The sequence below is a fragment of the Paenibacillus sp. GCM10028914 genome (assembly GCF_042666275.1).
Taxonomy (GTDB): domain Bacteria; phylum Bacillota; class Bacilli; order Paenibacillales; family Paenibacillaceae; genus Paenibacillus_AQ.
This window is the reverse complement of the sequence record NZ_JBHTFO010000003.1, coordinates 42,790-66,374: the sequence shown is the minus strand read 5'-3', so window position 1 is coordinate 66,374 and position 23,585 is coordinate 42,790. Positions and strand designations below refer to the sequence as shown.

Here is a 23,585-nt window from a genome sequence, read left to right as displayed (position 1 = left end):
GTTGTCCTCATTTTCAAGCACGCTCAGCATTATTCACAGCTATGCCAGCAAACAACAAATCACCCCATGCTGACTGCATGCGGTGATTTGATTTTAATCATGTTATGGTGTCCATTGATCATGAATAATTCCAACCAGTGCGTGATCCTGACCAATCTTCTCGAATACTAGACGAAGACTTCGCCAGTCCATTCCCTCCACAGTCGGGTCGATGCCACTGATATGGTATTCGACGAAGGCATAGCTTTCCTGCGGATATACCTTATTCAAATTATTGAGCGTAGTACTCTCACCAGACACCGTGTTAAGTGAAATCTCACCCTTGTTTATAAAATCCGCATCATATACAAATTTTTGATGATATTCAGAATAAGGCATTTCAATAAGCTCACCATTGCCAGGGAACGCCCTCCATACATATGAAGTCGTATCCTCCATCAAGCCTGCAACCTCGTCCTTAGAAAAGTGTACGTCCTTCTTCAGATCTACATATGCATAAGGGGAGAAACGCAGACCCTTATCCCTGCTTACCCAGTTAGCTACTGTGCTCATGTCGCCTCTCTCAAGCGCAGTTATGACGGTCTTTGCAGACTCGAGTGCTGTCGGTGGTGTACCTTCCTCGGGCGCCTCCTCTTCTGCTGGTGTATCTTCTGGATCGCTCTCCTTTGGCTGTTCATTCCTCGGTGGCTGTGGCTGTTCTTCCTGTTTCGGCACGTTATTCGGCGCTTCATTGGTTGTATTGGTACAGGCAGCTAGCACGAGCAGTACAGATATCAGTACTAGCAGAAGCAGCTTTTTAACGTTGTTCATATTTTCTCTCCTTTCTCTTTACCCTTTAAACGCATTTTTTTCCAAAAGGTTACAGATAAAAGGAAATTCAATGGGAATGACCTGTATGTTCTATCCAAAAAAAGCTCACGCTTAGGGGAGCTTTCATGTTTCCGCCCGACCATTAATGCCGCAAACTGATCGACCGCTTTTGCATAGACGTCCCCCATTAGCTAACACCTTAATTTTAGCTGTATCTTTATCTCGAACTAGTAATATTAGTTTAAAAAAAGGGCGTCTACCGCCGTCGATGAAATCAAATCGGGAATCTAACAATGTTCTTATCATTGGATTTTGACAACCTTATCTCCGAAAACCAATGTGCACAACAGCATGTCCAATCGATGCCATGAAACGGATGTCGGGCTCTCGGGCAATTTGGTATCGTTCCAATTCCGTAACATAAATATCGAGAACATACTCATTAATGATTCTGAGTTTGTTAGGAGTAACATTGTAAGAAACTAATAAATACAGCCTATCTCATAAGTTAACTTTGAGACAGGCTGTATTATTAGATATAAAGTAATTTCTTTTACCCATTTTTGTCTCTCTAAAGACATTTCCAGTTCAGTGCTTCAGAATAATCCGTATTCTTAATATTAATCGATCAATCACTAACTAGTGATTATTAAACATCTTAAACTAATTTCTCACTCACCTTTTCATCAATTCTGGCATTTGGATCGCCACTGCGACATTGCACAGCATTCCACGTGCGAGGAACAGCATGGTCCGCTCTTCGGGGTTTGCAATGCCAGCATTGTAAAAGGCCATAAGTACAAGCTCTCGCACTTGCTTAAACCCGTCACGCATCGTCTGTTGAATGGCTTCCTCTCGAATGGTCTGTGCTTGTAACTGCAAGAATATCTCATTCTGGTGTTTGGTCAGAATGCTCTCGTACTCTTGGATCAACTGCTTCTCAAGCGTTTCAGCGGAAGCCGTCTCCACAATTTTACGGAATGATTCAATGACTCGGGTCCATGACACCTCAATCGCTGTCAACAGCAGCTGCTCTTTTGTAGCGAAAAATCGAAATACATAAGGCTGGGAGATGTTCGCCCTTTTCGCCACTTGCGCTGTCGTCGCCCGATAGTAGCCTATTTCCGAGAACACTTCGATTGCAGCTGAAATAATGTCCGCTCTTCGATTGACTGCTGCAGTTTCGGATTTCGCCATTAATGTTCCTCCCTATAGAAAGTGAATTGATCAATAAAAATTAATTATACTAGGGGCGAAGGATCAATTCAACAAATGCTCTTTACGAAGACGGAGAAACCAGAATGTTTCCTGTCATAAACAGGATGAGAAATCCAGCCCTATACAACTGTTCAATCTTTAAGAGACGATTACCTACGCTTTGGCTGCCATGCCTTCGATCTGTTTCAACCAAGCCGTTCGCGTCGCCTCATCGGAGCTCGGTACGGACTCAAAAAATTCATGGTGCAAGACTTCTATGCCGCAATATTCAAATATTCCTTTGTCGGAAGTCAGTCGTAGCGCCTTATCCATGCCGCTGGCTGCATACTGGGCATGCGATTTTCCTTGTGTGTTGATGATTATAGCTTTTTTTCCTTTTAGCAATCCCATTTGCTCGCCTTTAACGTAACGGTAGGCAAACCCATAAGTAAAGACCCGTTCAATATAGCCTTTTACGATTGCTGGGAGTCCGGTCCACCATATTGGATAGATGAAAGTGATGACGTCCGCCCACTTCAGATACTCCTGCTCCTGTTCAATGTCCTCGCCAACTCCACCCAAAATTTCACTGCTGCTAATGACAGGTTGAAATTCCATTGCGTACAAATCGCGCACGATAACTTCGTGTCCCTTTTCCTGAAGGGCTTGGACAGCAGTCTCCAGAATGGCATGGTTAAAACTTTCTTTTCTCGGATGAGCATACACAAACAAATGATTCATGGGGTTATCTCCTCTCAGTTTCAGTTCTTTATATTTTGTTAGTGATTGATCAATTACATGATTACAAATTTTGAGAACTTTATGCTTTTTTCTTTATACAATTAGCTCGAAGATGAATTTACTTTTATTCGGTGCTACATTTTCAATATTCTTATTCGTCGAGATTACCTACCAACGAGTTGTAATTGATCAATCACTAACTAAAAAGGATTGTATCCTATTTTTGCCAGATACGCAACCCCCATTCGTAATCTCATAAAGGGCTGATTTTATTCAGCCCCTCCTCATTAAATCTTACGTATTCCTTTAGCGTAATGCTCACAATACTTTGGTTCAATATGAAATACTACATAAAATAATACGCGATTTCATCTGGTAGTTTGCTCTCAATATGAGGAAGCCCAAACTGTCCGTTCTTTTCCATTACCCTGTAGTTAGTGCCTAACGCATTATCTCCTATAAATAGAACAGAATATTCAGCTTCTTTTTCGAATTGAAATTCATTGTACGGTCCTTGCTGTTGGAATAAAGTAAGAAAACTACCTATATCTTCTCCTTTCAATTCTCGTAGTAATTTACTACTTCTATAAATATTGATCTGATTGATTTGTTGATCATGGATATTCGGATAATGAGACTTCCCCTCCTCATGCAGTACGTAAAGAAGATATCCAGAGATATTGGATACTAAGCCAGTATTGTTATAGCCGGTTTTTACTGCAACTACATCGTGTTCAGGATAGCCCGCAATTTCGTATACCGGAGTACCTTTCGGTATTATAGATCCTTTCTCAACCTCACCAATTTCTGTGATTCCATTTGTATCGGTCAACGCAAGTTCCCAAGCATTTAGATAGTGCTTATCTCCAATATTAATATAGTCTACATACGATGCTTCGGACTCTAAATTTGATTCTGAAACAGGAGACTTAGTATTTAATTCCGTACAACCAGCGATCAAAATTACCAAAAGGAAAGTGTAAACAACTTTCATCAAAATCACCTCAACTTTTAAACGCTCAGAAAGCCGTAATGTTACACGATCCTGCCCGTTAGCTTAATGAAATTGCACGAAAATAGTTGGATACTTATCTAATCGGTAATCGGCTCATGTTCTTGTCCATAAACTTATTACGAACTGGGATATAAGGTCAATGATTCATATAATGGGCATATAGTTGTTCGAAGGTTGTAAAACGTTCAACTTCTCTGCCGACTTTACCATATTCGTCTACATATTCATCCATCATTTCAAGGAACTTCTCTTTCATTACTGATAAATCACTAGCATCAAAGTACTGCATAAGATCAAATTTCTTGGTTCCTTTCTCCGCAGCCATTTCATCAAGATAATCCTGTGCTCCAAAGGCCGAAAGAAAGGCATAGGAGGCATCGTTCGTTATAACACTGTTCAAGATTTTATTGCGGTAGTTACACCACAATTCTTCATAAGTTCCCCTCAGATTTTCAAAAGTTGGAGCAGGTTTAAAAATGAAGTTATCACACATTGTGCTATGTAGCTTGGTAACGCTATTCAACATATTAAAAGATGCTATTCGGATATCTTCAATAGTGTGAGCTTCGATGACTGACATGTATAAGGGTTCGAGATCATCCGGAACATAGCGATACGAGCGTATTTCTTCCAAATATCGCTTGATTCCTCGTTTGATGCACGTGTTATTCATGCTGACCAAGGCATTGACTAGATTGTACAGAACGCTGGCAGATGCATGTCGCACTGATCCGATATCTTCACCCAGGATCGTATCGCTGTATGCTTGCTTAGCCAGATCGATCCATTTTTTTGCTCGATTAAGACACGCTTCTCCTATCGGCTTCGCAAGTGCATCAAGAGCTTTTTGCTTGAATTCGTTTAGTTTCTCCAAATCCTCAGGCTTTGCATAATAGAGTACTTTGAGCTCGGTTAGGCTCGATACGTTGGGACTCTCCAAGGTAGACTGCGCGTGTATTCTTGTATCCCAAGGCGTGCAATAGATGTCATATCCAACGTCATCAAAGATGAAGCAATCGGATATTTCCCATCCTCTTTCTGTATTATTAATGATAATTAAATCAAGATCGCTCTTCTCGTGAAAATCCCCGGTGCTAAATGAACCCGTTAGCCCAATAATTGCGATATCGTCTAGAAAATCTCTTCTTGCGCGTTCGATCACCATGTTGATCAGCAGTTCATTTTTGCCCAGCAGCTTCTTTTTTATGTTTTCGTTCATTCGTTACACCCCTTCGTATGAGCCGGCCGTCCTTCATCAGAACAACCTTAACTTGAGTCTATCGATTTAGAGGTGCAGTTGCTATGTATAAGTTGATTTAATTCATCTTTGCACAAAATCCGCTAAACCATCGATACGACGATTTAGCGGATTTCATTAGTTCTTTTTATAAATAATTTTCTTTATGCTTTCACAGGACAAGAAATACCGCTCCGCCAACTCGCTTATGCTGACTCCATTGTGGAATAAGGATTTAATCTCAGCGTTTCGAGCAGAAACCCTACTCTTGCTATGTGTTTTCTCGCCCCATTTTAAGTGTGCCTCTTTGGGTTTTGGGATATAAACCAATTCGCCTTGAACGTATTCTTGAATGATACGTAGCAATTCTTCTGGAAAAATAATTTCGGCTTTTGAATATTTCATGTGCTTCACTCCTTAAATCAATAAGGTGCAAAGCCAGTTAGTAGAATATTACGATTCATCGCTGGCAGTGTGATTGTTCCTAGACTCTATGCAAAGCATTGCCATATCCTACACTGGCTTTGCATAGAGCCATGCATGTAAGAAACCTACCCCGATTGTTTTCAAAAGGTCTCACCTCCATAGAAAAATAGATACCTGTTATCTGCTATTATATCAAAGCTTGTTGTTCAAGTGTTTAACGATGCCTTTTATGGCTGTCACGATTGAACACCTATACTGAAGTACTTGTGCAGCTTCTACGCTTATGAATTAATTGGCAACGGTGTTGCTATTCCGAGTCGTTAAGCAAAAGAAGATAATAATTGGTTGAATCTATCGCGCTCCTCTAAAAAAGCGCAATGGCCGCTGTAATGGAACGGAACTAGCTTCGAATTTTTGATCAGTTTATTAGTTTCCTCAGCTTGGGTAAACGGAACGACTTTATCATGAATTCCGTGGATGATTAATGTGGGTACATCGATCTGACCGAGATCGTTGTAAACATCTTCATCTCGAAGCGTGACCATAATGGCGGAAGTCGCCCAATTCGCCGCTTGTAATCCCATTAAAACGAACCAATCGGATTTCGGTTCGGAAATATACTGAAAGAAAAAAATTCCCGTTTGGTCTTGAAGCATTTGCGGTCGGTCATGATTTGTATCTTCTATGATTTTATTTGTAAATTCTTTTGGAACGCTAGATGGAGAGGCAGCGTCGATCAGGACGAGTTTAGATACCCCATACCCTTTGTAACGAGCCATATAACGAATCGAGATCGCGCCTCCGGTAGAGTGTCCTGCCAGTGTTATGTCTCTTAACTGTAATGTCTCGATGACCATCCGGACATCATCTGCTAATCTATCGAAACTGTACCCGCTAAAAGGTTTATCCGAATTACCGTATCCCCTCCAGTCCATTCCGATACAACGATATCCAAGCGTTGGAAGGAAATTGAACTGATATTCGAATTGTTTATGGTTTAGCGGCCATCCATGTATAAAAAGTATCGTTTTATTTCCCTTCGTATTGATGTCCTCTATAAATACGTTGACCCCTGGTTCTACAGTTACAAAGTATCCCAAGTGTATCACCTCAATTATTAAAAAGTAATTTCCCATTAAGATATTCACCCAAGGCTGGGTGAATGCCTGATTTCCGCGTTAAACTTTGTTGCGATCGTGTGTTTTCACATTGAAGCAGGGTATTCTGCATGCGGATGAGCAAGCGAGTGCTACGAGAGTCGGGCAAGAAACAAATATATAAATGAGGATGAATCATTGGTTCCTTTGAAATATGTAACATCTTATATGGCATCAACTCATTTTGGAGTAATTCAAGAATGGCTAAATAGTGGAAGGAAAGAAACTCCTGAAGAAATGGCTCGAACCCTTTCAACCATAACAGTTCACGTTGATATTTTGCAGCTGGTTTGAAAAAGTGAATTCTTCAAGGATATAGCTCATGCTACCGTTATTGTGCTGTACTACAAGTTTAAAGGCCATCCTTGTGAACAGCACCCCAATTGTTAGACTCAATCTATCAATTGGGGTGCTGTTCACATCAGCGACTTCTATTGCTACTATGTTTTTGGAACATGTTCTTGCCCTTTTTTCTTGAGTATTGAATTGACACGAAGTCTCTCAACTTCTATTGAAATTTCCATTTGCAATTCCGTAATTAACATCAGTTTTTTACTTTCGTGTGATTCAGGATTTTGTAAAAGATTTTTGAGCATTTTCGGCACTTCCCATACCGAACGTAAGGCAAATGCAGCTAGAAATCCGAAACGAGGCAGGTCTTCGTCTCCATCCCACCCAGCCTTCCTCATCCCTTTTAAATAAGAAGAAATAAATAATTCAAGGTAGATCTTAAAATGTTCAATCGGTATCTGACCCCGACTAACACTTAAACCTAAGAACCGCCCTAAATCCTCACCGATCCTGAAATACTTGCGAATTGCCAATCAATTAAGGTTAGTTTCCCTTCTTGTTGTTGAACAGAATTCAACATGATATTCATCTCATAAAAGTCCTGATGAGCAAGTGTTCTAGGAAGCAGCTCGATTCCATATAGCCAATCATTGATCCCTTTTTCAAGTTGAGTAAATTGGTCCATTATAGCCGCCGTTAGTTAAATAAAGGCAGCCAATCTCAATGATCAGCTGCCTTCATAATTTGATTGAGTTATCGTATCCCGTTAGTTTAATAGTCATCCCAAAACCATGCCCTCTGTGTCCCTTAATTCCTGTTTCCTTTGTTTGCTTCAAAGTGACCATTAATACACCATTGAAAAGAATAGAACCTATCATTGTTCGCATCTTTATATGATTACCATCATCCAATCGTGTCTAACTAATTAATGCTTTTTGATATCTTCACTCCTGTTCGGACGGAAGATACTGTCTGCTAAGTTCTATAACAAGCCGTCTTCCAGTTGCTCAAGCACGCAGCTCCACCAATGGTTTTCGTCTGCCAGGCTGGCCGCATCCTTCTCTTCAAAAAAAGCCCGCATCCGGGTCAACTCCGTCTTCCGGTCAAAGACTGGTCGTTTCGGACGCTGCGGGACGATCTCACCTCGGCGGAAAGCGGCCAGTCGTTCACGCATCTCCTCGGCCGTCCATATCGTCACTTGATCACCTTCAGAGTGACTTACTATAAAAGATCGGACGCAGGATAAGAACAACAAAAACAGACGGACATCCGAGTTGACGAATCCTGATTGTCCGGAGCACGGTTGGAAGTAACATAGATGCCCCGAACCTTGAGCCAGCCCCAAAATGGCGCTTTCCGGCTCCCATTCGTATCCGATAGGAAGTAGCTTACTTTCTCCAAGGTGAAGAAGCCCCATATCCGCGAATGATTGGAAGTGAACGCCTAAGACCGCATCCGCGGGCTCGATAAGAGGAAGCCCTTCCTTAAGCAAGTATACCTCTACCTCCTCAGGCAAATTGACGGATCTGACAAGATCCGGATCATAGACGACAACACGTTTCAAAGATCCTTTCCCTCTCTTCGCTTGTATAATGGTTAGTCAAGTTTAATCATCTTATCATAGCAGTAGGAATCTTTGTCATAGCCATTGTGCACATAAAAAGCATGGGCGTCAGTTCGCTTAAATCCGCTACATAAAATTATACTTGATATTCCTATTTCTTTAGCATAATTCTCAGTGTGTCTTAGTAGTTTTGTACCTATCCCACTATGTTGTGTAATTCCTTTTTGACAGCAAGACCTTGAATATGTATATAACCAATCGTGTACCTTACGGATAACGCCTGAACTATAGTCACGAAACCAGCTACCTCATTTTAAAATAATGCAACGAATGTTTTGTAATTTCCAGCATTATTCATGTTTTCCATAGTAACTCGAAAGTTTTCAATATTAACATTGCGAACTCTAAGTACATCGTTCAATAAAAAAACAACTTCTGTATAATCATTTTCTACAATTTCTCGCAACTTAATTTCCATACTCAACCTCCTTTTTATTTTCACTCTATCACCTCTTTAAAGATTACCAATTAAAGGGGATGTTCAAGGTTCAATTACAGGATCCAGTTCAGTTTCCTCTAACCCTTTATTACAAGCCGACACATACTCATCAAAGTGTTCTCCAGTATATTCAGGGAGATTTTTATAATATCCAATCGCAATACCGTTAATAGCATGAACAACTCCATCTATACTTACAACCATTGCTCCCATCCCACTATTCGGGCACCCTATAATGTCTCCGTAAATTGTTCTATAAGCACTAGAGTCTGGATGACTTTCTAATGTATCCAATACTTTAATTTCATCCCTTTGAGGGTCTGGTAGCCGCTTCTCTATCTCATTAATGGTGTTCTGTGTTTCTAACATTGGCTTTACCTTAGAATAAAAGGTATCTCCTTGATTATTCTTTATCGTTAAATCTGCACCCTCATCTATCATTCGGTCCAATACTTCGAGAAATACATCAACGGGAATGCCTCCTCGAACGGCAAATTTCATCAATGGAGTATCACCTACTAAATTCACCTCGTTTGGATTGGCTCCTTTATCCAAAAAGTAATATATCGCCTTTACATTGGCTAAATCTGCTGCAACAAAAAAAGGACTTTCTCCGGATTCATTTTTCAATGTAATGTCGGCACCCGCTTCGACCAACGATTGAATGATCTCGATTTCACCAGAGTAAATCGCTGCATGAAGTACAGATTCTCCTTGGTAAAGATCATTTATTAATTCTGGCTTTCCTTTAGCTAACTCCTTAACTTTAGCAGTATCTTTATCTCGAACAGCTTTAAATAATGGCGGGACTATTGATTCATCTACCACCTTCGTTTCGTTAGAGCAAGCAGTAAATAACATAACCAAGGAAATTAACAACATAATTTTTTTAGACATAGAATCCTCCGAGTTTGCAAAATATGTAGTATTACCAACTATATATCGGTCTGATTCTGGATGAAACTTAGATATTTTCTATAGAGCCCTGCTCCTAGTCCGACACTCGGTAATCCGTAACATTATTTTTTGAAAAGAAACGGGTTTAGTAACATATATCTGGCTTGTAAGATATTAACATGGTATTGTTTTTAAAAGGACGTTTTAGTTTGTTCAGCAATCTTTAGCGGAACAAGCATTGGTGAATATTTTGTACCCTATTTTTTGAATAATGGAAAAGATACTTGGAATTTTTACACTATGTGTGGTAGTGGATTGTCCTAGGAGAGGAAATAAAGAAATGATTGAATTACGAAAATTAACCAGGGATAACATAGATGAAGTAATAGCACTTGAAGTTGGAGAAAACCAGAAAGAATTTATAGAAACTACGAACCTCCGAAGCTTTGCAGACGCTCATGTGTTGATCGCAGATGGGATACCAGCGAATCCCTTAGCCATTTATGCTGATGGCGTTGCGGTTGGTTTTTTGATGTATATTTATGATACGTTGGATCACGAATCATTTGAAAATGAAGTTTTTTACGGAAAGAAGAGCTATTTTATTTGGCATATGATGATTGAAAAGGGTTATAAAGGGAAAGGATATGGCAAACTTGCCTTTGAAAAAATGTTGATGGATATTGAAACTATGCCATACGGGGAAGCAGAATATGTAACCCTTTTTTATCGAACAAGTAATGTCAAAGCTAAAACATTATACGCTGCATTTGATTTCGTAGACACAGGCATCATTCAAGATCATTCGATGTTGGCGATTAAAAATCTAGTTGGGAAATAACAGATGCCGTAGTGATCGACAAAAACATAATCATAAGCATGAACCCCGTTAGTTGAACGAATGATTGCCCTAAAACTTCCGTTTATGATACGGGAGACCCTCGCCCTCTTCGCAATACTGTTTAAGACTGTACAAAAAAATAGCCCAGTTATAATTACATAAGCGATAAAATGTGGTCACTTCCTCCCAATTCATCTGACGAAAAACGATTGAAGTCTTCCCGTTTTTTTCCTCCATATCAAAAGAAATTGTCGTACCTATCCATTCTGGATCTGAATCAACACAATGCCACAGAATCTTTTTATCGGTAACAAGCTCATCAACTCGCATCTTTGTTAAGCCTTTGCCGCCGAATCTGAACTCATTTATACAACCGATTTGATCATTGACTACTAGTTCGTTTGTCCATATTTCTGAAAGTCCTTTTGTAGTGGTTAATGCTTCATAGACAGTTGAAGCGGGAACATTCACAGTCTGTAAGTGCTCGATATTTGCCATATTTCTCATTCCCTTCTTATAAGGATTAAATTTATGAATAATTTTTAATTTCATTTAGATATTGAAAGCGGTAATCCAAAAACACTTTCGATATAAAGCATTTAATATATTTTCTATAAAAAAACATTTTATCCTTTTTCAACTAAACTGCCTGTTGGCGTAGTAATAACGCTTATTTAATATTCAAATTGTTATAACTACAAGAACTTGATTACATATATATATAAAGCCGCATAATCAGCGGCTTCTAATGTTACTATGTTTTTGTCATCCGACACGACTCAAATAACAATTCATAAGCATTTATCTAATAGAAGTTTTTTCTTCATACTACGAGTTACCCTCTGCGTCGGGCTATTCGTTCGATGCCATCAGCAATGGTTTGATATAGCTGCGGCGGAAGCTCATGTCCCATGCCTTCAAGCAACATAAGCTCAGCACCAGAAATGGCTTGCGCCGTATCTTCTCCACACGCAGGGACAAACATAGGGTCGTCCATTCCATGAATGATTAATGCTGGAACATTTATTTTTTCGAGATACGGACGACGATCGCCAGAAACGGCAATTGCTGCGATTTGTCGTCCAACACTGCCCGGGTCATAAGCTCGCTGAACTTCCTCTCGAATCAGCGAACAATACTCGTTCTCATCGAACGGATAGCCGGTACCGGCAATACGTTTGGCAAAAGCCAGGCTATGAGCCAAATACCCTGCCTCATTCTCCGCTGGATTCGGTGCGGGTCGAGTCATCAAACCCATGACTTCCGGGGATGTTGGTGGAAGCTCAGGATTTCCTGTTGTCGACATGATGGAAGTAAGGGAAAGAACCCGTTCAGGGTATCTGCTGGCTGCAAGCTGGGCAATCATGCCGCCCATCGAGCGGCCAACGAAATGAGCCTTTTTTATCCCAAGAGCATCAAGCAGACCGATCGCATCGTCAGCCATATCATCAAGTGTATATGGAATATCCGGGCGCAGTCCCGACATAAGTGTTTTTGCGAGTGCTTCAAAATCTAACGTAGCGTAATGGTTAAAGTGTGTGGATAGACCGGTATCACGATTGTCGAAGCGAATGACTCTAAATCCGCGCGCCGCCAAAATCTCACAAAACGGAACCGTCCAACGGATCATCTGGGTCCCAAGCCCGGCGATCAGAAGAATGGTTTCGTCAGCTTCGTTGCCATAGCTGTCATAGGCGAGATCGATGCCGTTTACTTTCAGAATATTCATTGTTGTTTTCTCCTTCATTAAATGACTGTCAGATACGCCGTTTGAAGTTGTTCTTAGGTCTCTCCCTTTACGAATGCATTCTCGGCTAATGTTTTAATATGGTCTCTGATATCGGGTGTCCAATCGTCAATCAACTGATAAAAACGATTCTGGTTCCCAGCATACAGTGCTCTCAAGGCCTCTTCGTACTGAGGGGAATCGCCCGCCATTGCCGTCATAAAACGATAACTTGCTTCTTGTGCCGCGCGAACCTTACTCTCATTTTCCCCAGAACGGCGAGCTTCATCGACCAGTTTTCGCAAAGTTACTGAGGCTCCTCCGGGTTGAGATTTAAGCCAATCCCAATGTCGAGGAAGCAAAGTAACCTCACCGGATACTACCCCCAGCTTGGGACGACCAACCCGCCGCGTTGGTTGTTCACTTCCTTCCACATCTGGTGCATGGCCAGCCTGGCTGCTCAATCGTTGAAGTACTTCAGCTGTTTTCCCACGAAAATCAATATCGATTGGTTTTCCGGTAAAATCGTCAAAGATTAGCAATTGGGCGAATTCCTTGTCATTCAGGGTATCCTTTATGATAGCAACAACGTGCTGCAGTGTCCCTTTGGCAATACTCTTCCTCCCTACAAAGGCAGTACAACTTATTGTAGTTGGTTCAGTCTGCATGCTATACCTCCTTCTTTATAACTTCTTTAATAATTATACCCGGGTAAAATAAAAGGTCAATATTACCCGGGTATAATTATTCGATTGTTATGTATCTTGATAAAGCAAAACGACCATTCCCCGGTAATAAACCGTGAAATGGTCGCAGATCACATGCCTTTTATTCGTGTCTACTTGACGGGGCTATAACTATCGAACGGCTTCATTTTCGTACTAATTCATAAATCATGATCATTTCAGTTTAGCCCCAGTTTGTTTTTAATCTGTTTTAAATAACCCTTTACGACTTGTTCATCTTTTGGATTTCGTTTTAAGTACTCCAAGCTTGCAGATTCAAGATAGTTATAGAAATGATCGTTATCTACAACGAATTCGTGGTAATCTCCATCAATTGAGGATTCAATAAAGTACATAACTCCTGTTTCTCCAAAATAAATATCATCCCAAGGACCAAATTGATTTGCAAAAACACACCACATACTATCTTCCTGGTTCCCTCGTAACTCCTGATAGTTTTCCAAGACATCTAAAAAATTTTCATCCTTAATATTAGAATAGTATAGTTTAATTAATCTGTATTCTTCGGCTTCTGCAATTTTAAAATTAGGTAGATATTCATCATCTAATGGTTCATCAGGATAAATACAGATTTTTGACTTTGAATACTCACGTGGTGTAATATCCTCCTTCTTCATATTCCACCATCGTTCATCTTCACTGTAAATTTGATAAGCCCAATAAGCTGGTTTCTCACGGTAATCTTGATCTGTGCGATCTAGCCCGCCCCAGTAACTGTTGACGCGATCTACCGCTTCCTGTTTCGATGTTCCAAAATACCTTTGCATGTCTTCAACTATTAAAAGATAATAATAATATGAATCCTAGAATAATTTTCAAATAATTAGTAACATTCGAAATTATCCTGCCCGTTATCCTAACAACAATCGCACTTTAACCTTGCCTGCTGCTGATAACATCATATCGGTAATGTAACAATGTTCTTGTCACCCGACAGCATAAATATAAAAAAGTCCTTGGCACAATCACCAAAGACTTTTTTTACATTCATAATTACTATGTTACTAAGTATTAGATCAAAGTAGTCTCAGAAAATTCATCTGTTTTATTCAACAACTTCGGTAATTGTGTGATTGATTCTCTCCATAGGCGCTAAGCGTTTATGATGAATAAAATAGTAAAATAGCATTGAGACCAGCGCGATAATACCAGCAACTGTAAACATCGTACGATAATTCGTATGGGAACTGATGGAGCCCATTACATATGATCCAACCCCATATCCCAAATCAAAAAGGAGGAAAAATGTACCGTTTGCAGCTCCTGTTCGGTGTGTGGGAGAAAGCTTTATTGCAAGTGCTTGGAAACAAGGAAAGAGTGCACCAAAACCGATTCCCATAAATACTCCAGCTAGTAGCACAAAAGTTCCTGAATGTGCATGGCTCAAAAGGAGTAGCCCACCCCCAAATAAAACAATGCCTGGATAATACAAAAAATGCTCGCTATAGTTGTCAAATAGTTTGCCAACCAGCGGCCTAAAAACAACAATCATAATCGCAAAGACAACGAAAAACATACCAGCTACTTCAGAATGATGAATTTCACTAGTGAAAGGAGCGATAAAACCTGCGATAGGACTGTAAGAAAACGCCAAAATGAATCCAATGAATGAAATGGGTAATGCTTTCGGTTCAAAGATTTCTTTGAGACGGAATTTTTGGGGGGAAGCAAGTTGCTTCATTTGATCTTTAGAGTGGCTGTTATCCTTAAGTGGAAGTACTAATAGCAAAGAAATAAAAGCTATAACACTAATCGCTGTCAGGAGCAACATTCCATTTTGATCTTTCCAGAGCAACAGGCCAAAAGCAGCTCCAATAACCATGGCTATACTCATAAACATACTAAAGTACCCCATTCCTTCTCCTTTTCGGGTGAATGGAATCATAGAGGCTGCCATTGTATTTGTTGCCGTTGAGGCAACTGCATAACTCATTCCATGTATAAAACGAATTAACAAGAAAATGGTGATTCCTTTTGCACCGAAGTAGCTTATACAAGCTAACAAGAAAATGATCATCCCGATAAGTGCAAGATTCTTTTTACCGAAACGATCCACCCACAGACCGGAAAATGGCCTGATAATAACTCCCCCAATGACGTAAATGGTAATCACTAATCCCATTTGCTGTGCATTGCCACTTAAATTATCTCGTAAATATAGTGGAAAAGCTGTAGCTGATACGTAAAAAGTAAGGAACATAAAAAAACTGCTTAAACAAATAATGACGAAATCTTTCGTCCATATTCTCTGTCGTTCTTCCGACATTTCTACCCCATCCTTCTAAGCTGTATGATATGTAAATTATTATACATACTATTTTTTATCATGTATAATACTAAGTATATGATTTATATATTACATTGATGTGATATGGAGGGTATGAATGGAATACCTGCAATTAAAGTATTTTCAAGCCGTTGCCCAATATGAAAACATGACGAAGGCGTCCACAATGCTAAACGTATCTCAACCGTCTCTAAGCAACGCTATTAAACGTTTAGAAACGAAAATAGGTGTACCCTTATTTGACCGACATGGGAAGCACCTAAAATTAAATTCCTATGGTAAAGTTTATTTAGATAAAATTGAAGACGCATTTCGGGCATTAGAAGAAGGCGAAACTGAGATTAGAGAAATGGCCGGATTAAATCGAGGCCATCTAAAGATATGCATGATGCTTCCTCATATCTTGCCAACACTTTTAAAGGAGTTTTTGGCGGTGTATCCTGATGTCCGCATATCCCAGCGACAACTAAACTCTACCATGGAAATGAAGATGGAGTTAGATAAATCTAACATCGACTTCTGTCTATCGACGTTTCCGATCATTGGTCCCGATATTGAATGGTTTACATTAGTAGAAGAAGAAATGAGCTTAACCGTTCCAAAGAATCATCGATTAGCTTCGAGAGAAAGCGTTCGTTTGAGTGAAGTGTCTAACGAATCCTTTATATCTTTACCTCCTAAAACTAGCTTTCGAGATATTACGGATGAATATTGTCGTCAGGCAGGATTTGAACCCAATGTGGCCTTTGAGCTAGAAGAAACAAGTGCGATCCAAACATTAGTTGAGATGGGGCTTGGTATTACTCTTACACTTCCTTTATCACTTGGAAACAGAGTTAATAATAAAGAGACTGTACAACTAAAGATCATTGAGCCAACTTGCATAAGAACTTTTGGAATTGCTTGGAACAAAAAGCATTATTTATCTCGAGCGGCTATTCATTTCCTCCAATTTGTTAAACAATACTTTTCTAATTACAAGTAATTTGGAACGGGAACCTTTTGTGAAAATAAGACATCTCAATAATTTTAAAAATAACCCTAACCAATACACTATGGCTAGGGTTATTAATCTCGAAAAGCATCTTGTAATGCCTTTATACGTATCTCTTTATTAAGTTCTGTGATACTACTCGACTCAACGATATCATACCCATGAACAGTCCCCTTAGTTATGTTAAGCTGAACAGGAACTTTTTCTTTTCTTAGAGCTTCCGCATATTGAATTCCTTCATCTCGTAAGCAATCGTATTCAGCAACTTCAATATAACTCGCTGGAAGGTTCATATGCGACTCAACATCTATTGGAGAAGCATAACGGCCACTTGATACTCCTTTTAAATATAAGTTCCACATTTTTTTATTTAATTTTGAGTTCCACATAGGAGTATCGTAATAAAGTTTCATTGAATTTGTGTTTTGTTTTTTATCAATTACAGGATAAATTAACACTTGAAATTTGATATTTATTTCTCCTCTGTCCCTTGCTAATAAGCTTACTCCTGCTGCTAGCGCACCACCAGCACTATCCCCAACTACAGCTATTTTCTCTCTATTAATATTCAATTGATCTGCATTAGCCACTACCCACTTACACGCCGAGTAGCAGTCTTCTAGCCCATAAGGAAATTTATGTTTCGGTAACAATCGATAGTCTACAAATATAACCTTACAAGGTGTTTTTAAAGCATAGTCTACACACAAATTAATATGATAAGGCGCTTCTTTTATAGCAAACGCTCCCCCATGAAAATATATTATACAATTCTCGGTTCCAACATGAACTGGCTCATAAATGGTGAGTGAAATCTCGCCACCTTGATAGCTTTCAATTCTTTTATTGGAAACTTTAATTGTATCAGGTAGTTTCATTCGATTATTTTTTCGCTGAACAAGCTTGTTAAGAATAGGTAATATTATCGGATAAAAAGGAAGCTTTATATTTTTAAGTTCCTCAAAGTCACTATGAATATTATACTTGCTCATTTGGTCTCCCCTTCAATTGTTATGTTAAATTAAGTATAAATAGTCTGTTAGGTAGAAGCAATGTAAATCCATTGTATAACATTCAAGCCAATTGAATGGTTTATCGATAATAAGAAGGAAAACCTTATAAATACCCAGAAAACATTACAAATATCTTTAATACTGGGTTTATTCAAAGGATACCGTGAACTTCAAGCAAACGATCGCCGCTACCGAACATTTTAGATCTGCAAAGTATAATGAAGTTGGCTGAGAATATCAGGACTTACCTTGATACGAGGATCGAGTCTCAAATGTATGGAATATCAAGGTTATATAAATTAATTCAACTAATAAAATCACCGATCTAACCCAGGCTCCAAGAATTGTGTTTACTCGCCGGTTACAGCGAATTTTTCAATACGTTCACCGATTTGATCACGAACTCGTTTAAAAACAGCCCATTTTTCTTCGTCGGTGCCCTGCGCCTTGGCAGGATCGTCAAATCCCCAATGCTCACGTCGAACATGTGGAGGTGTCATCGGACAACGATCGGCAGCATCACCACATAAGGTGACCACTAGGTCGGATTGATTTAACAACTCAGGATCAATGATGTCGGAAGTTTGATTCGAAATATCAATTCCTACCTCATTCATTGCTTTAACTGCATTAGGGTTTAGACCATGAGCTTCAATACCTGCACTATAGACATTCCAATCATCACCCAAATGTTTTTTGGCCCATCCCTCAGCCATTTGACTACGGCAAGAATTTCCTGTGCACAAAAAGTAAAGTGTCTTTTTCTCCATATCCGTTCTCTCCTCTATTGCTAAATTAAAGTATGGTTAACCAAATATATAAACCTAAAAGGGTAAAAAATAATGTCGGGATGGTCAATATGATCCCTGTTTTGAAGTACGTCCCCCACCTGATCTTCACACCTTTGGTGGAAAGAACATGCAACCATAATAGCGTTGCCAATGAGCCAATCGGTGTAATCTTGGGACCTAGATCCGATCCGATAACATTCGCATAAATTAATGCCTCTCTAATGGCTGCAGATGTGTTTGTTGCATCGATTGCTAACGCATCAATCATGACGGTTGGCATATTGTTCATAATCGATGAAATAATCGCAGCGATAAATCCCATACCCATGGTTGCTGCAAACAGACCTTGATCGGCAATACTCTGTATGACACTTGCGAGAAGATCTGTGAGACCGGCATTACGCAAGCCATAGACTACGACATACATACCTATCGAGAAAAATACGATTGCCCATGGAGCACCTTTAAGCACTTCTTTTGTTTGTACAGCCGGACTTCTTCTGGCCATAAGCAGGAAGAAAATCGCGATAACACCCGCTACAATGGAAACCGGAATACCGACAAATTCGCATACAAAATAACCGATAAGCAGAACACCTAACACGATCCATGCTAAACGAAACATTTTAGGATCTTGAATCGCCGTCGATGGTTGCTTGAGCTGTGTCCCATCAAACTTTCGCGGGATACTCTTACGGAAAAATAAGTAGAGCACAAGGATACTGGCTACTAAAGCGAACAAATTGGGAACAATCATACGGCTAGCGTATTCACTAAAGGTAACACCGAAAAAATCAGCTGATACGATATTCACCAGGTTACTGACCACAAGCGGTAGAGAAGTTGTATCCGCTATAAAACCACTCGCGATGATGAACGGAAATATCTTTTTTTCGTCAAAATGAAGTGCACGAACCATCGCCAGTACAATAGGTGTTAGGATAAGAGCAGCACCATCATTTGCGAAAAAAGCAGCGACGACAGCTCCAAGTATCGATACATACACAAACATCCGAATACCGTTTCCTTGAGCAGCTCTAGCCATATGTAACGCGGCCCACTCGAATAAACCGATTTTGTCCAAGATCAATGAAATGATAATAATAGCAACAAAGGCTAGCGTAGCATTCCATACAATCTGGGTGACATCCCATACATCTTGAAAATTAACGACTCCAACGAGAAGTGCTATTACAGCACCGACGCAAGCTGACCATCCAATGGATAAATTTCTAGGCTGCCAAATAACAAAAACTAAAGTAACAAGAAAAATAATACTTGCCAAGATAACAGAAACCAATGTACAAACCCTCCAATTACATCTTGAACTAGAATAAAGTTTTGCTATTCTTCTCTACTAAATTAATATATAAATATATACTTATATATTTAACAGGATTATATTTAGCATCCATCTATATCATGCTAAATATTCCTGATTACGGGTTAATCACAAGCGCAGTTAATTTTCTTATTTAACGATGTCAGTATTTCATTAGAACTTGGTATCTCATTCAACACAGCTTGGATATATGGCTTATCCGCGACATTCAATGAATAATAAACCCATTGACCTCGCCTTGCTTCATTTACAATTCCTTGAGACTTTAGCTTTCTTAAATGCTGGCTTATTGCAGGCTGCGACATGTCAAAAATATCAACAAACTCGCAAACACACCATTCTCTTTCTTTTAGGAGCGCCAACATGGTAAGCCTTGTTTTATCTCCAAGCAATTTAAGCTTCTCGGCAATTTCATTCATCTGCTCCATTAAGTTTCATCCCTTTTTCGGAAAATAGAATTCACAATTTCATAAGCATATAATTCAATGCTTATATGTTAATCGAAAATGTGTCTGACTTCAAGTACGTAGATAATCTCTTACTATCAAGTGCTGCGATTGAAACATTAGTTATAGTTGCATATTGCAAATAAAGAATGTATAACTAAGGTGTGAGGTGATATATGATGGAAAATGCACGTGAATTATTTCAAATCATGACACGAAGATTTGGTCTTCTGAATAAAAACTGCTGCAGTATTGGAGGAAACGACGTCTCCTTAGTTCAAAGCCACATCTTGTATGAGATTGACCGACAGCATAACCCTTCGATGCAACAAATTGCTGAGACTTTAGGAACTGATATTACGACGTTTAGCCGACAGGTCCAATCCTTAATCAAAATGAAATTAGTAAAAAAAACACCAGATCCTCGGGACCGAAGAGTTCACACCCTTGCCCTTACGACAGAAGGTAAATTTATTGCGACTATGATTGATCAACAAATGAACGACTATCTTAACGAAGTGTTTTCATATATGAGTGAATTCGAAAAAGAAACTGTGCTTCACTCCGTTAAGATTTTTAATGAAGCGATGGCTAAATCCAGTAAATGTTGTGGCCCTATATCAGAATAATAATAGAGACCTCTATATTTCAGTATAGGAGGAATTAACATTGACAACCACTTCTATTAGAACAGCTGTCATTAGCGATATAGAACAAATATTAGTCATCTATAATCAAGGAATTGAGGATCGCATAGCCACATTAGAAGTTGATCCAAAAGATATTACATTTATGAATAAATGGTTTCAACAGCATCAGGATCGTTACGTTGTATTTGTAGCTGAATACAATAACGTAGTAATCGGATGGGCTTCCCTCAACCCTTACTCTCAGCGTTGTGCATATGATGGTGTTGCTGACCTATCCATATACATAGATCGTGACTTCAGGGGGAAAGGAATCGGCAAAATGCTTCTCACACACCTTGAGAAAACAGCTAAGGAAAAAGACTTTTATAAAATCGTATTGTTCACCTTTCCTTTTAATCAAAATGGTCAAGCTTTATACCATAAACTTGGTTACCGTGACGTAGGAGTTTTTGAAAACCATGGTATCTTGGATGGTGAATATGTTGATGTAAAGATTATGGAAAAGCTGTTGTGAAAGTAATGTGAAAGTAATAAAGAATATTTAGATTTTTCCTACAGAGTCTTCTCACCGATTCTTGTTGAATGTGTTTATTGCTTAAAGCCTCAGGAATAAAGTACAAGCTCTGACCTATCACCTGGATTTGATATTTTATTTGTTGTGTCTTGGAACTATGACATTACTCCTAAAAAATTAAATACAGTAAAAAAACAAGACTCAATACTAACAGAGCCTTGTTTTTTTGTGTTATTTAGAGGACGGAGAGGAAGGTGAAGTCGTACAGCAGCTATCTGAAGAATGAGTTGTGTTATTTTGATCTTTTATTTCTTCGATTTTTATATTGCAACAAGATTGCTTTTCCTCTTTTACTTCTTCAATTTTCATACTGCAGCAATCGTTATTTTTCTTAGATTTCTTGAACAGGTTCAACATGGTTCGTATTCACCTCCTTTAAATAATATAGAATAAGAATCCTGATAAGGTAGCCATTGTAATCACTGAAGCAACAAAAGCAACAACCAATCGTTTATGGAAGATGGAGTTCAATAACGCTACTTCTGGGATACTCGCTCCAACTGACCCTATCATCAAAGCCATTACAGGAGGAAAGGCCATTCCTTTTGCAATTAATATTTTCGATAGAGGAATCATTGTTTCAATGCGGACATATAACGGAATTCCGATGACAGCTGCAATTGGAACGAGCCACCATTTATCTCCTCCTAAATATGTCGTAATAAATTCTGTCGGTACAGCTTCATGAATGAATGCTCCAACTGCAGCACCAATAAGAAGATAAGGGTACACAGTCTTCATAAGATTGAGCGTTTCTATTACTGCAGCCTTAAAGCTAAACTTCATCTCACCTTCGTTATAGCCACTCATTTTCACCTTTTTTACTGCTGCTTCAAATCCTAATTTTTCTAGCAATAGACCAATAATTGCTGAGAAAATGGCAGTAATAATGGTGTAAGTTATAGCGACTTTTATACCGAGCATCGCAGCCATTAATGTAATAATAGTTGGATCTAATAAAGGAGATGAGAATAAGAACACCATAACAATGCCAAAACGCACTTTTTTATTTAATAGGTTCACAACTACTGGTATCGTAGAACAAGAACAAAATGGTGTGACAAAAGCAAACACAAGAGCTGCGATTACGCCTAAAAAGGTATTCTTCCCTGAAAGATAATTATTAATTTTTTCGTAAGGTACGATCGCTTGAAGTAAATTAACTACAAATGATATAGCTACGAATAGCGCAAGTAGTTCAAATGCAATTATAAAAAACTCGCTTAGGATTTCCTTGATCATGTTTATACTCCTTTTTAATTATATTTGTATTATGCAAGTAAATATCGTGGTTATATTACCATATTAGTCGTTTTCTCTTTACTTTTAATAACTGAATACAACTCAATCTAGTTGAGATACATCTTTTAAATTATGTTTCATCATTGACTACCTTAACGATATTTTTGAATACTTGCAATTTACAAGTTATATTTATAACATAAACAAATTACTTGCATAATGCAACCTATATTATTATTTTATTCAAGTCCATTTATTGGGTGTTCAAAGGTGGTCTTATTATTTATTCCTTTCCTGCCACCTATGGTCCCTTAAACTAACATGCCCGTTACTTCAATGAATAAGGCAGCTGATTATTTGCTCAGCTGCCTTATTACGATTAGTCAACTATCTTTTTTCGTTCATTTCCTACCATTAATGAATGACCTAAAAACCAGCTATATAATTCCGAATTATCGTATGTTTCTGTCCAGGAGTTGTGATTCGACTCAGGATAAATTGTGAAAGAGACCTTTCCACCGTTTTCGAGAAGTGCGTCTACCATTACTTTTGATTCAGCAATAGGAACTATATCATCTTTTGCGCCATGGAATGCCCAGGTGGGAGTTCCTATTAGTTGATGTATCCGTTTGGGATTACCTCCACCACATATTGGAGCGATAGCCGCGAACCTTCCTGGATATTCTGCTGCTAAGTGCCATGTCCCATAACCACCCATGCTTAGTCCCGTCAAGTATAACCGATCTGGATCTACGTTGTAATTTGCAATGATCTCATCTACTAATGCCATCAGTCCGTCTTGTTCAGCATTCCAAAACGAATCCTCCGGGCATTGTGGGGAAATCGTTATGAATGGAAAAGAAGGATCGCGTTCTGCTATCATAGGAATTCCATGTGTTTTTACCAACTCCAGATCATCTCCACGTTCACCTGCCCCGTGAAGAAATAAGATTAAAGGCCACTTAGTTGATGATTGTTGTTCATAATGATCTGGTAAATGTAAGAGGTATTTCATCCGTACTCTTTTTGTTATTTCTTTTTCCAATTCATTTACGGATTGACTCATTGTATCTCCCTCACTTTACTGATATCTCCCATA

Annotated in this window: 29 protein-coding genes; 5 read left to right on the top strand and 24 right to left on the bottom strand. The window is 39.0% G+C overall.

The genetic code is table 11. The features are described 5' to 3' along the window. Positions 1 to 102: 102 nt before the first annotated feature. The 7 genes from ACFQV5_RS02460 to ACFQV5_RS02430 form a co-directional block, all read right to left on the bottom strand. A complete protein-coding gene (locus ACFQV5_RS02460) occupies positions 103 to 810 on the bottom strand; it encodes a hypothetical protein (protein WP_379243295.1) in 708 nt (235 codons plus the stop codon). 675 nt (positions 811 to 1,485) lie between these two features. Beyond that, positions 1,486 to 2,007 (bottom strand): TetR/AcrR family transcriptional regulator, encoded by a 522-nt coding sequence (locus ACFQV5_RS02455; RefSeq protein WP_379243293.1) that lies wholly within the window; start codon positions 2,005 to 2,007, stop codon positions 1,486 to 1,488. Between the two features lie 174 nt (positions 2,008 to 2,181). After that, complete coding sequence (locus ACFQV5_RS02450) at positions 2,182 to 2,748, bottom strand: NAD(P)H-dependent oxidoreductase (RefSeq protein ID WP_379243291.1); 567 nt, start codon at positions 2,746 to 2,748, stop codon at positions 2,182 to 2,184. A 346-nt stretch (positions 2,749 to 3,094) separates the two neighbouring features. Continuing rightward, positions 3,095 to 3,742, bottom strand: coding sequence for a hypothetical protein (locus ACFQV5_RS02445; RefSeq protein ID WP_379243289.1), 648 nt, complete (start codon positions 3,740 to 3,742; stop codon positions 3,095 to 3,097). Positions 3,743 to 3,899: 157 nt separating this feature from the next. Beyond that, a complete protein-coding gene (locus ACFQV5_RS02440; protein WP_379243287.1) occupies positions 3,900 to 4,982 on the bottom strand; it encodes a nucleotidyltransferase domain-containing protein in 1,083 nt (360 codons plus the stop codon). A 156-nt stretch (positions 4,983 to 5,138) separates the two neighbouring features. After that, positions 5,139 to 5,405, bottom strand: a complete 267-nt coding sequence (locus tag ACFQV5_RS02435; RefSeq protein WP_379243285.1) for a CD3324 family protein — start codon at positions 5,403 to 5,405, stop codon at positions 5,139 to 5,141. 341 nt (positions 5,406 to 5,746) lie between these two features. Beyond that, entirely contained in the window at positions 5,747 to 6,526 is a 780-nt protein-coding gene (locus ACFQV5_RS02430; protein ID WP_379243392.1) for an alpha/beta fold hydrolase, read from the bottom strand. Between the two features lie 225 nt (positions 6,527 to 6,751). Here ACFQV5_RS02430 and ACFQV5_RS02425 point away from each other — a divergent pair, with 225 nt between their 5' ends. Next, positions 6,752 to 6,877 (top strand): TetR-like C-terminal domain-containing protein, encoded by a 126-nt coding sequence (locus ACFQV5_RS02425; protein ID WP_379243283.1) that lies wholly within the window; start codon positions 6,752 to 6,754, stop codon positions 6,875 to 6,877. A gap of 146 nt (positions 6,878 to 7,023) precedes the next feature. Here the strand turns inward: ACFQV5_RS02425 and ACFQV5_RS02420 are convergent, their stop codons facing one another. The 6 genes from ACFQV5_RS02420 to ACFQV5_RS02395 form a co-directional block, all read right to left on the bottom strand. After that, positions 7,024 to 7,407, bottom strand: coding sequence for a hypothetical protein (locus ACFQV5_RS02420; protein WP_379243281.1), 384 nt, complete (start codon positions 7,405 to 7,407; stop codon positions 7,024 to 7,026). Further along, positions 7,368 to 7,559: a hypothetical protein gene (locus ACFQV5_RS02415; protein WP_379243279.1), complete on the bottom strand. Its 192-nt coding sequence runs from the start codon at positions 7,557 to 7,559 to the stop codon at positions 7,368 to 7,370. Before ACFQV5_RS02415 ends, ACFQV5_RS02420 begins: the two co-directional genes overlap by 40 nt. 297 nt (positions 7,560 to 7,856) lie before the next feature. Beyond that, positions 7,857 to 8,438 carry an SUKH-4 family immunity protein gene (locus ACFQV5_RS02410; protein ID WP_379243277.1) on the bottom strand — a complete coding sequence of 194 codons (582 nt, stop codon included), beginning with the start codon at positions 8,436 to 8,438 and terminating at the stop codon, positions 7,857 to 7,859. 32 nt (positions 8,439 to 8,470) lie between these two features. Continuing rightward, a complete protein-coding gene (locus tag ACFQV5_RS02405; protein WP_379243390.1) occupies positions 8,471 to 8,593 on the bottom strand; it encodes a GNAT family protein in 123 nt (40 codons plus the stop codon). Positions 8,594 to 8,751: 158 nt separating this feature from the next. Further along, entirely contained in the window at positions 8,752 to 8,916 is a 165-nt protein-coding gene (locus ACFQV5_RS02400; protein WP_379243275.1) for a hypothetical protein, read from the bottom strand. A gap of 63 nt (positions 8,917 to 8,979) precedes the next feature. Beyond that, the gene (locus tag ACFQV5_RS02395) at positions 8,980 to 9,834 is read right to left on the bottom strand and encodes an ankyrin repeat domain-containing protein (RefSeq protein WP_379243273.1); all 855 of its coding nucleotides are present in this window, start codon (positions 9,832 to 9,834) and stop codon (positions 8,980 to 8,982) included. 271 nt (positions 9,835 to 10,105) lie between these two features. Between ACFQV5_RS02395 and ACFQV5_RS02390 the strand changes: the two genes are divergently transcribed. Next, complete coding sequence (locus ACFQV5_RS02390) at positions 10,106 to 10,675, top strand: GNAT family N-acetyltransferase (protein ID WP_379243271.1); 570 nt, start codon at positions 10,106 to 10,108, stop codon at positions 10,673 to 10,675. 69 nt (positions 10,676 to 10,744) lie between these two features. Here ACFQV5_RS02390 and ACFQV5_RS02385 read toward each other — a convergent pair whose 3' ends face one another. From ACFQV5_RS02385 to ACFQV5_RS02365, 5 genes are all read right to left on the bottom strand, one after another. Next, positions 10,745 to 11,173 carry an SRPBCC family protein gene (locus ACFQV5_RS02385; protein ID WP_379243269.1) on the bottom strand — a complete coding sequence of 143 codons (429 nt, stop codon included), beginning with the start codon at positions 11,171 to 11,173 and terminating at the stop codon, positions 10,745 to 10,747. Positions 11,174 to 11,510: 337 nt separating this feature from the next. Further along, positions 11,511 to 12,404 (bottom strand): alpha/beta fold hydrolase, encoded by an 894-nt coding sequence (locus ACFQV5_RS02380; RefSeq protein WP_379243267.1) that lies wholly within the window; start codon positions 12,402 to 12,404, stop codon positions 11,511 to 11,513. A 53-nt stretch (positions 12,405 to 12,457) separates the two neighbouring features. Then, positions 12,458 to 13,069 carry a DUF2239 family protein gene (locus ACFQV5_RS02375; protein WP_379243265.1) on the bottom strand — a complete coding sequence of 204 codons (612 nt, stop codon included), beginning with the start codon at positions 13,067 to 13,069 and terminating at the stop codon, positions 12,458 to 12,460. A gap of 236 nt (positions 13,070 to 13,305) precedes the next feature. Continuing rightward, positions 13,306 to 13,914, bottom strand: coding sequence for a ribonuclease toxin immunity protein CdiI (gene cdiI, locus ACFQV5_RS02370; RefSeq protein ID WP_379243263.1), 609 nt, complete (start codon positions 13,912 to 13,914; stop codon positions 13,306 to 13,308). Positions 13,915 to 14,192: 278 nt separating this feature from the next. Then, positions 14,193 to 15,413, bottom strand: coding sequence for an MFS transporter (locus tag ACFQV5_RS02365; protein ID WP_379243261.1), 1,221 nt, complete (start codon positions 15,411 to 15,413; stop codon positions 14,193 to 14,195). Positions 15,414 to 15,531: 118 nt separating this feature from the next. Here ACFQV5_RS02365 and ACFQV5_RS02360 point away from each other — a divergent pair, with 118 nt between their 5' ends. Beyond that, positions 15,532 to 16,419: a LysR family transcriptional regulator gene (locus ACFQV5_RS02360; protein ID WP_379243259.1), complete on the top strand. Its 888-nt coding sequence runs from the start codon at positions 15,532 to 15,534 to the stop codon at positions 16,417 to 16,419. 83 nt (positions 16,420 to 16,502) lie between these two features. Here ACFQV5_RS02360 and ACFQV5_RS02355 read toward each other — a convergent pair whose 3' ends face one another. The 4 genes from ACFQV5_RS02355 to ACFQV5_RS02340 all read right to left on the bottom strand — a co-directional run bounded on the left by ACFQV5_RS02355 (position 16,503) and on the right by ACFQV5_RS02340 (position 20,002). Then, positions 16,503 to 17,420: an alpha/beta hydrolase gene (locus ACFQV5_RS02355; RefSeq protein ID WP_379243257.1), complete on the bottom strand. Its 918-nt coding sequence runs from the start codon at positions 17,418 to 17,420 to the stop codon at positions 16,503 to 16,505. 371 nt (positions 17,421 to 17,791) lie between these two features. Further along, positions 17,792 to 18,211, bottom strand: coding sequence for an arsenate reductase (thioredoxin) (arsC, locus tag ACFQV5_RS02350; protein ID WP_379243255.1), 420 nt, complete (start codon positions 18,209 to 18,211; stop codon positions 17,792 to 17,794). Between the two features lie 25 nt (positions 18,212 to 18,236). Then, complete coding sequence (locus ACFQV5_RS02345; RefSeq protein ID WP_379243253.1) at positions 18,237 to 19,532, bottom strand: arsenic transporter; 1,296 nt, start codon at positions 19,530 to 19,532, stop codon at positions 18,237 to 18,239. Between the two features lie 146 nt (positions 19,533 to 19,678). Then, positions 19,679 to 20,002, bottom strand: a complete 324-nt coding sequence (locus tag ACFQV5_RS02340) for an ArsR/SmtB family transcription factor (protein WP_379243251.1) — start codon at positions 20,000 to 20,002, stop codon at positions 19,679 to 19,681. A gap of 197 nt (positions 20,003 to 20,199) precedes the next feature. Between ACFQV5_RS02340 and ACFQV5_RS02335 the strand changes: the two genes are divergently transcribed. Together ACFQV5_RS02335 and ACFQV5_RS02330 are read left to right on the top strand one after the other, a co-directional pair. Next, complete coding sequence (locus ACFQV5_RS02335; RefSeq protein WP_379243388.1) at positions 20,200 to 20,649, top strand: MarR family winged helix-turn-helix transcriptional regulator; 450 nt, start codon at positions 20,200 to 20,202, stop codon at positions 20,647 to 20,649. A 40-nt stretch (positions 20,650 to 20,689) separates the two neighbouring features. Beyond that, positions 20,690 to 21,184 carry an arsinothricin resistance N-acetyltransferase ArsN1 family A gene (locus tag ACFQV5_RS02330; RefSeq protein ID WP_379243249.1) on the top strand — a complete coding sequence of 165 codons (495 nt, stop codon included), beginning with the start codon at positions 20,690 to 20,692 and terminating at the stop codon, positions 21,182 to 21,184. Positions 21,185 to 21,619: 435 nt separating this feature from the next. Here the strand turns inward: ACFQV5_RS02330 and ACFQV5_RS02325 are convergent, their stop codons facing one another. Both ACFQV5_RS02325 and ACFQV5_RS02320 read right to left on the bottom strand, forming a co-directional pair. Further along, positions 21,620 to 22,486 (bottom strand): permease, encoded by an 867-nt coding sequence (locus tag ACFQV5_RS02325; protein ID WP_379243247.1) that lies wholly within the window; start codon positions 22,484 to 22,486, stop codon positions 21,620 to 21,622. 379 nt (positions 22,487 to 22,865) lie between these two features. Beyond that, positions 22,866 to 23,552 carry a carboxylesterase family protein gene (locus ACFQV5_RS02320; protein ID WP_379243245.1) on the bottom strand — a complete coding sequence of 229 codons (687 nt, stop codon included), beginning with the start codon at positions 23,550 to 23,552 and terminating at the stop codon, positions 22,866 to 22,868. Positions 23,553 to 23,585 lie beyond the last annotated feature (33 nt).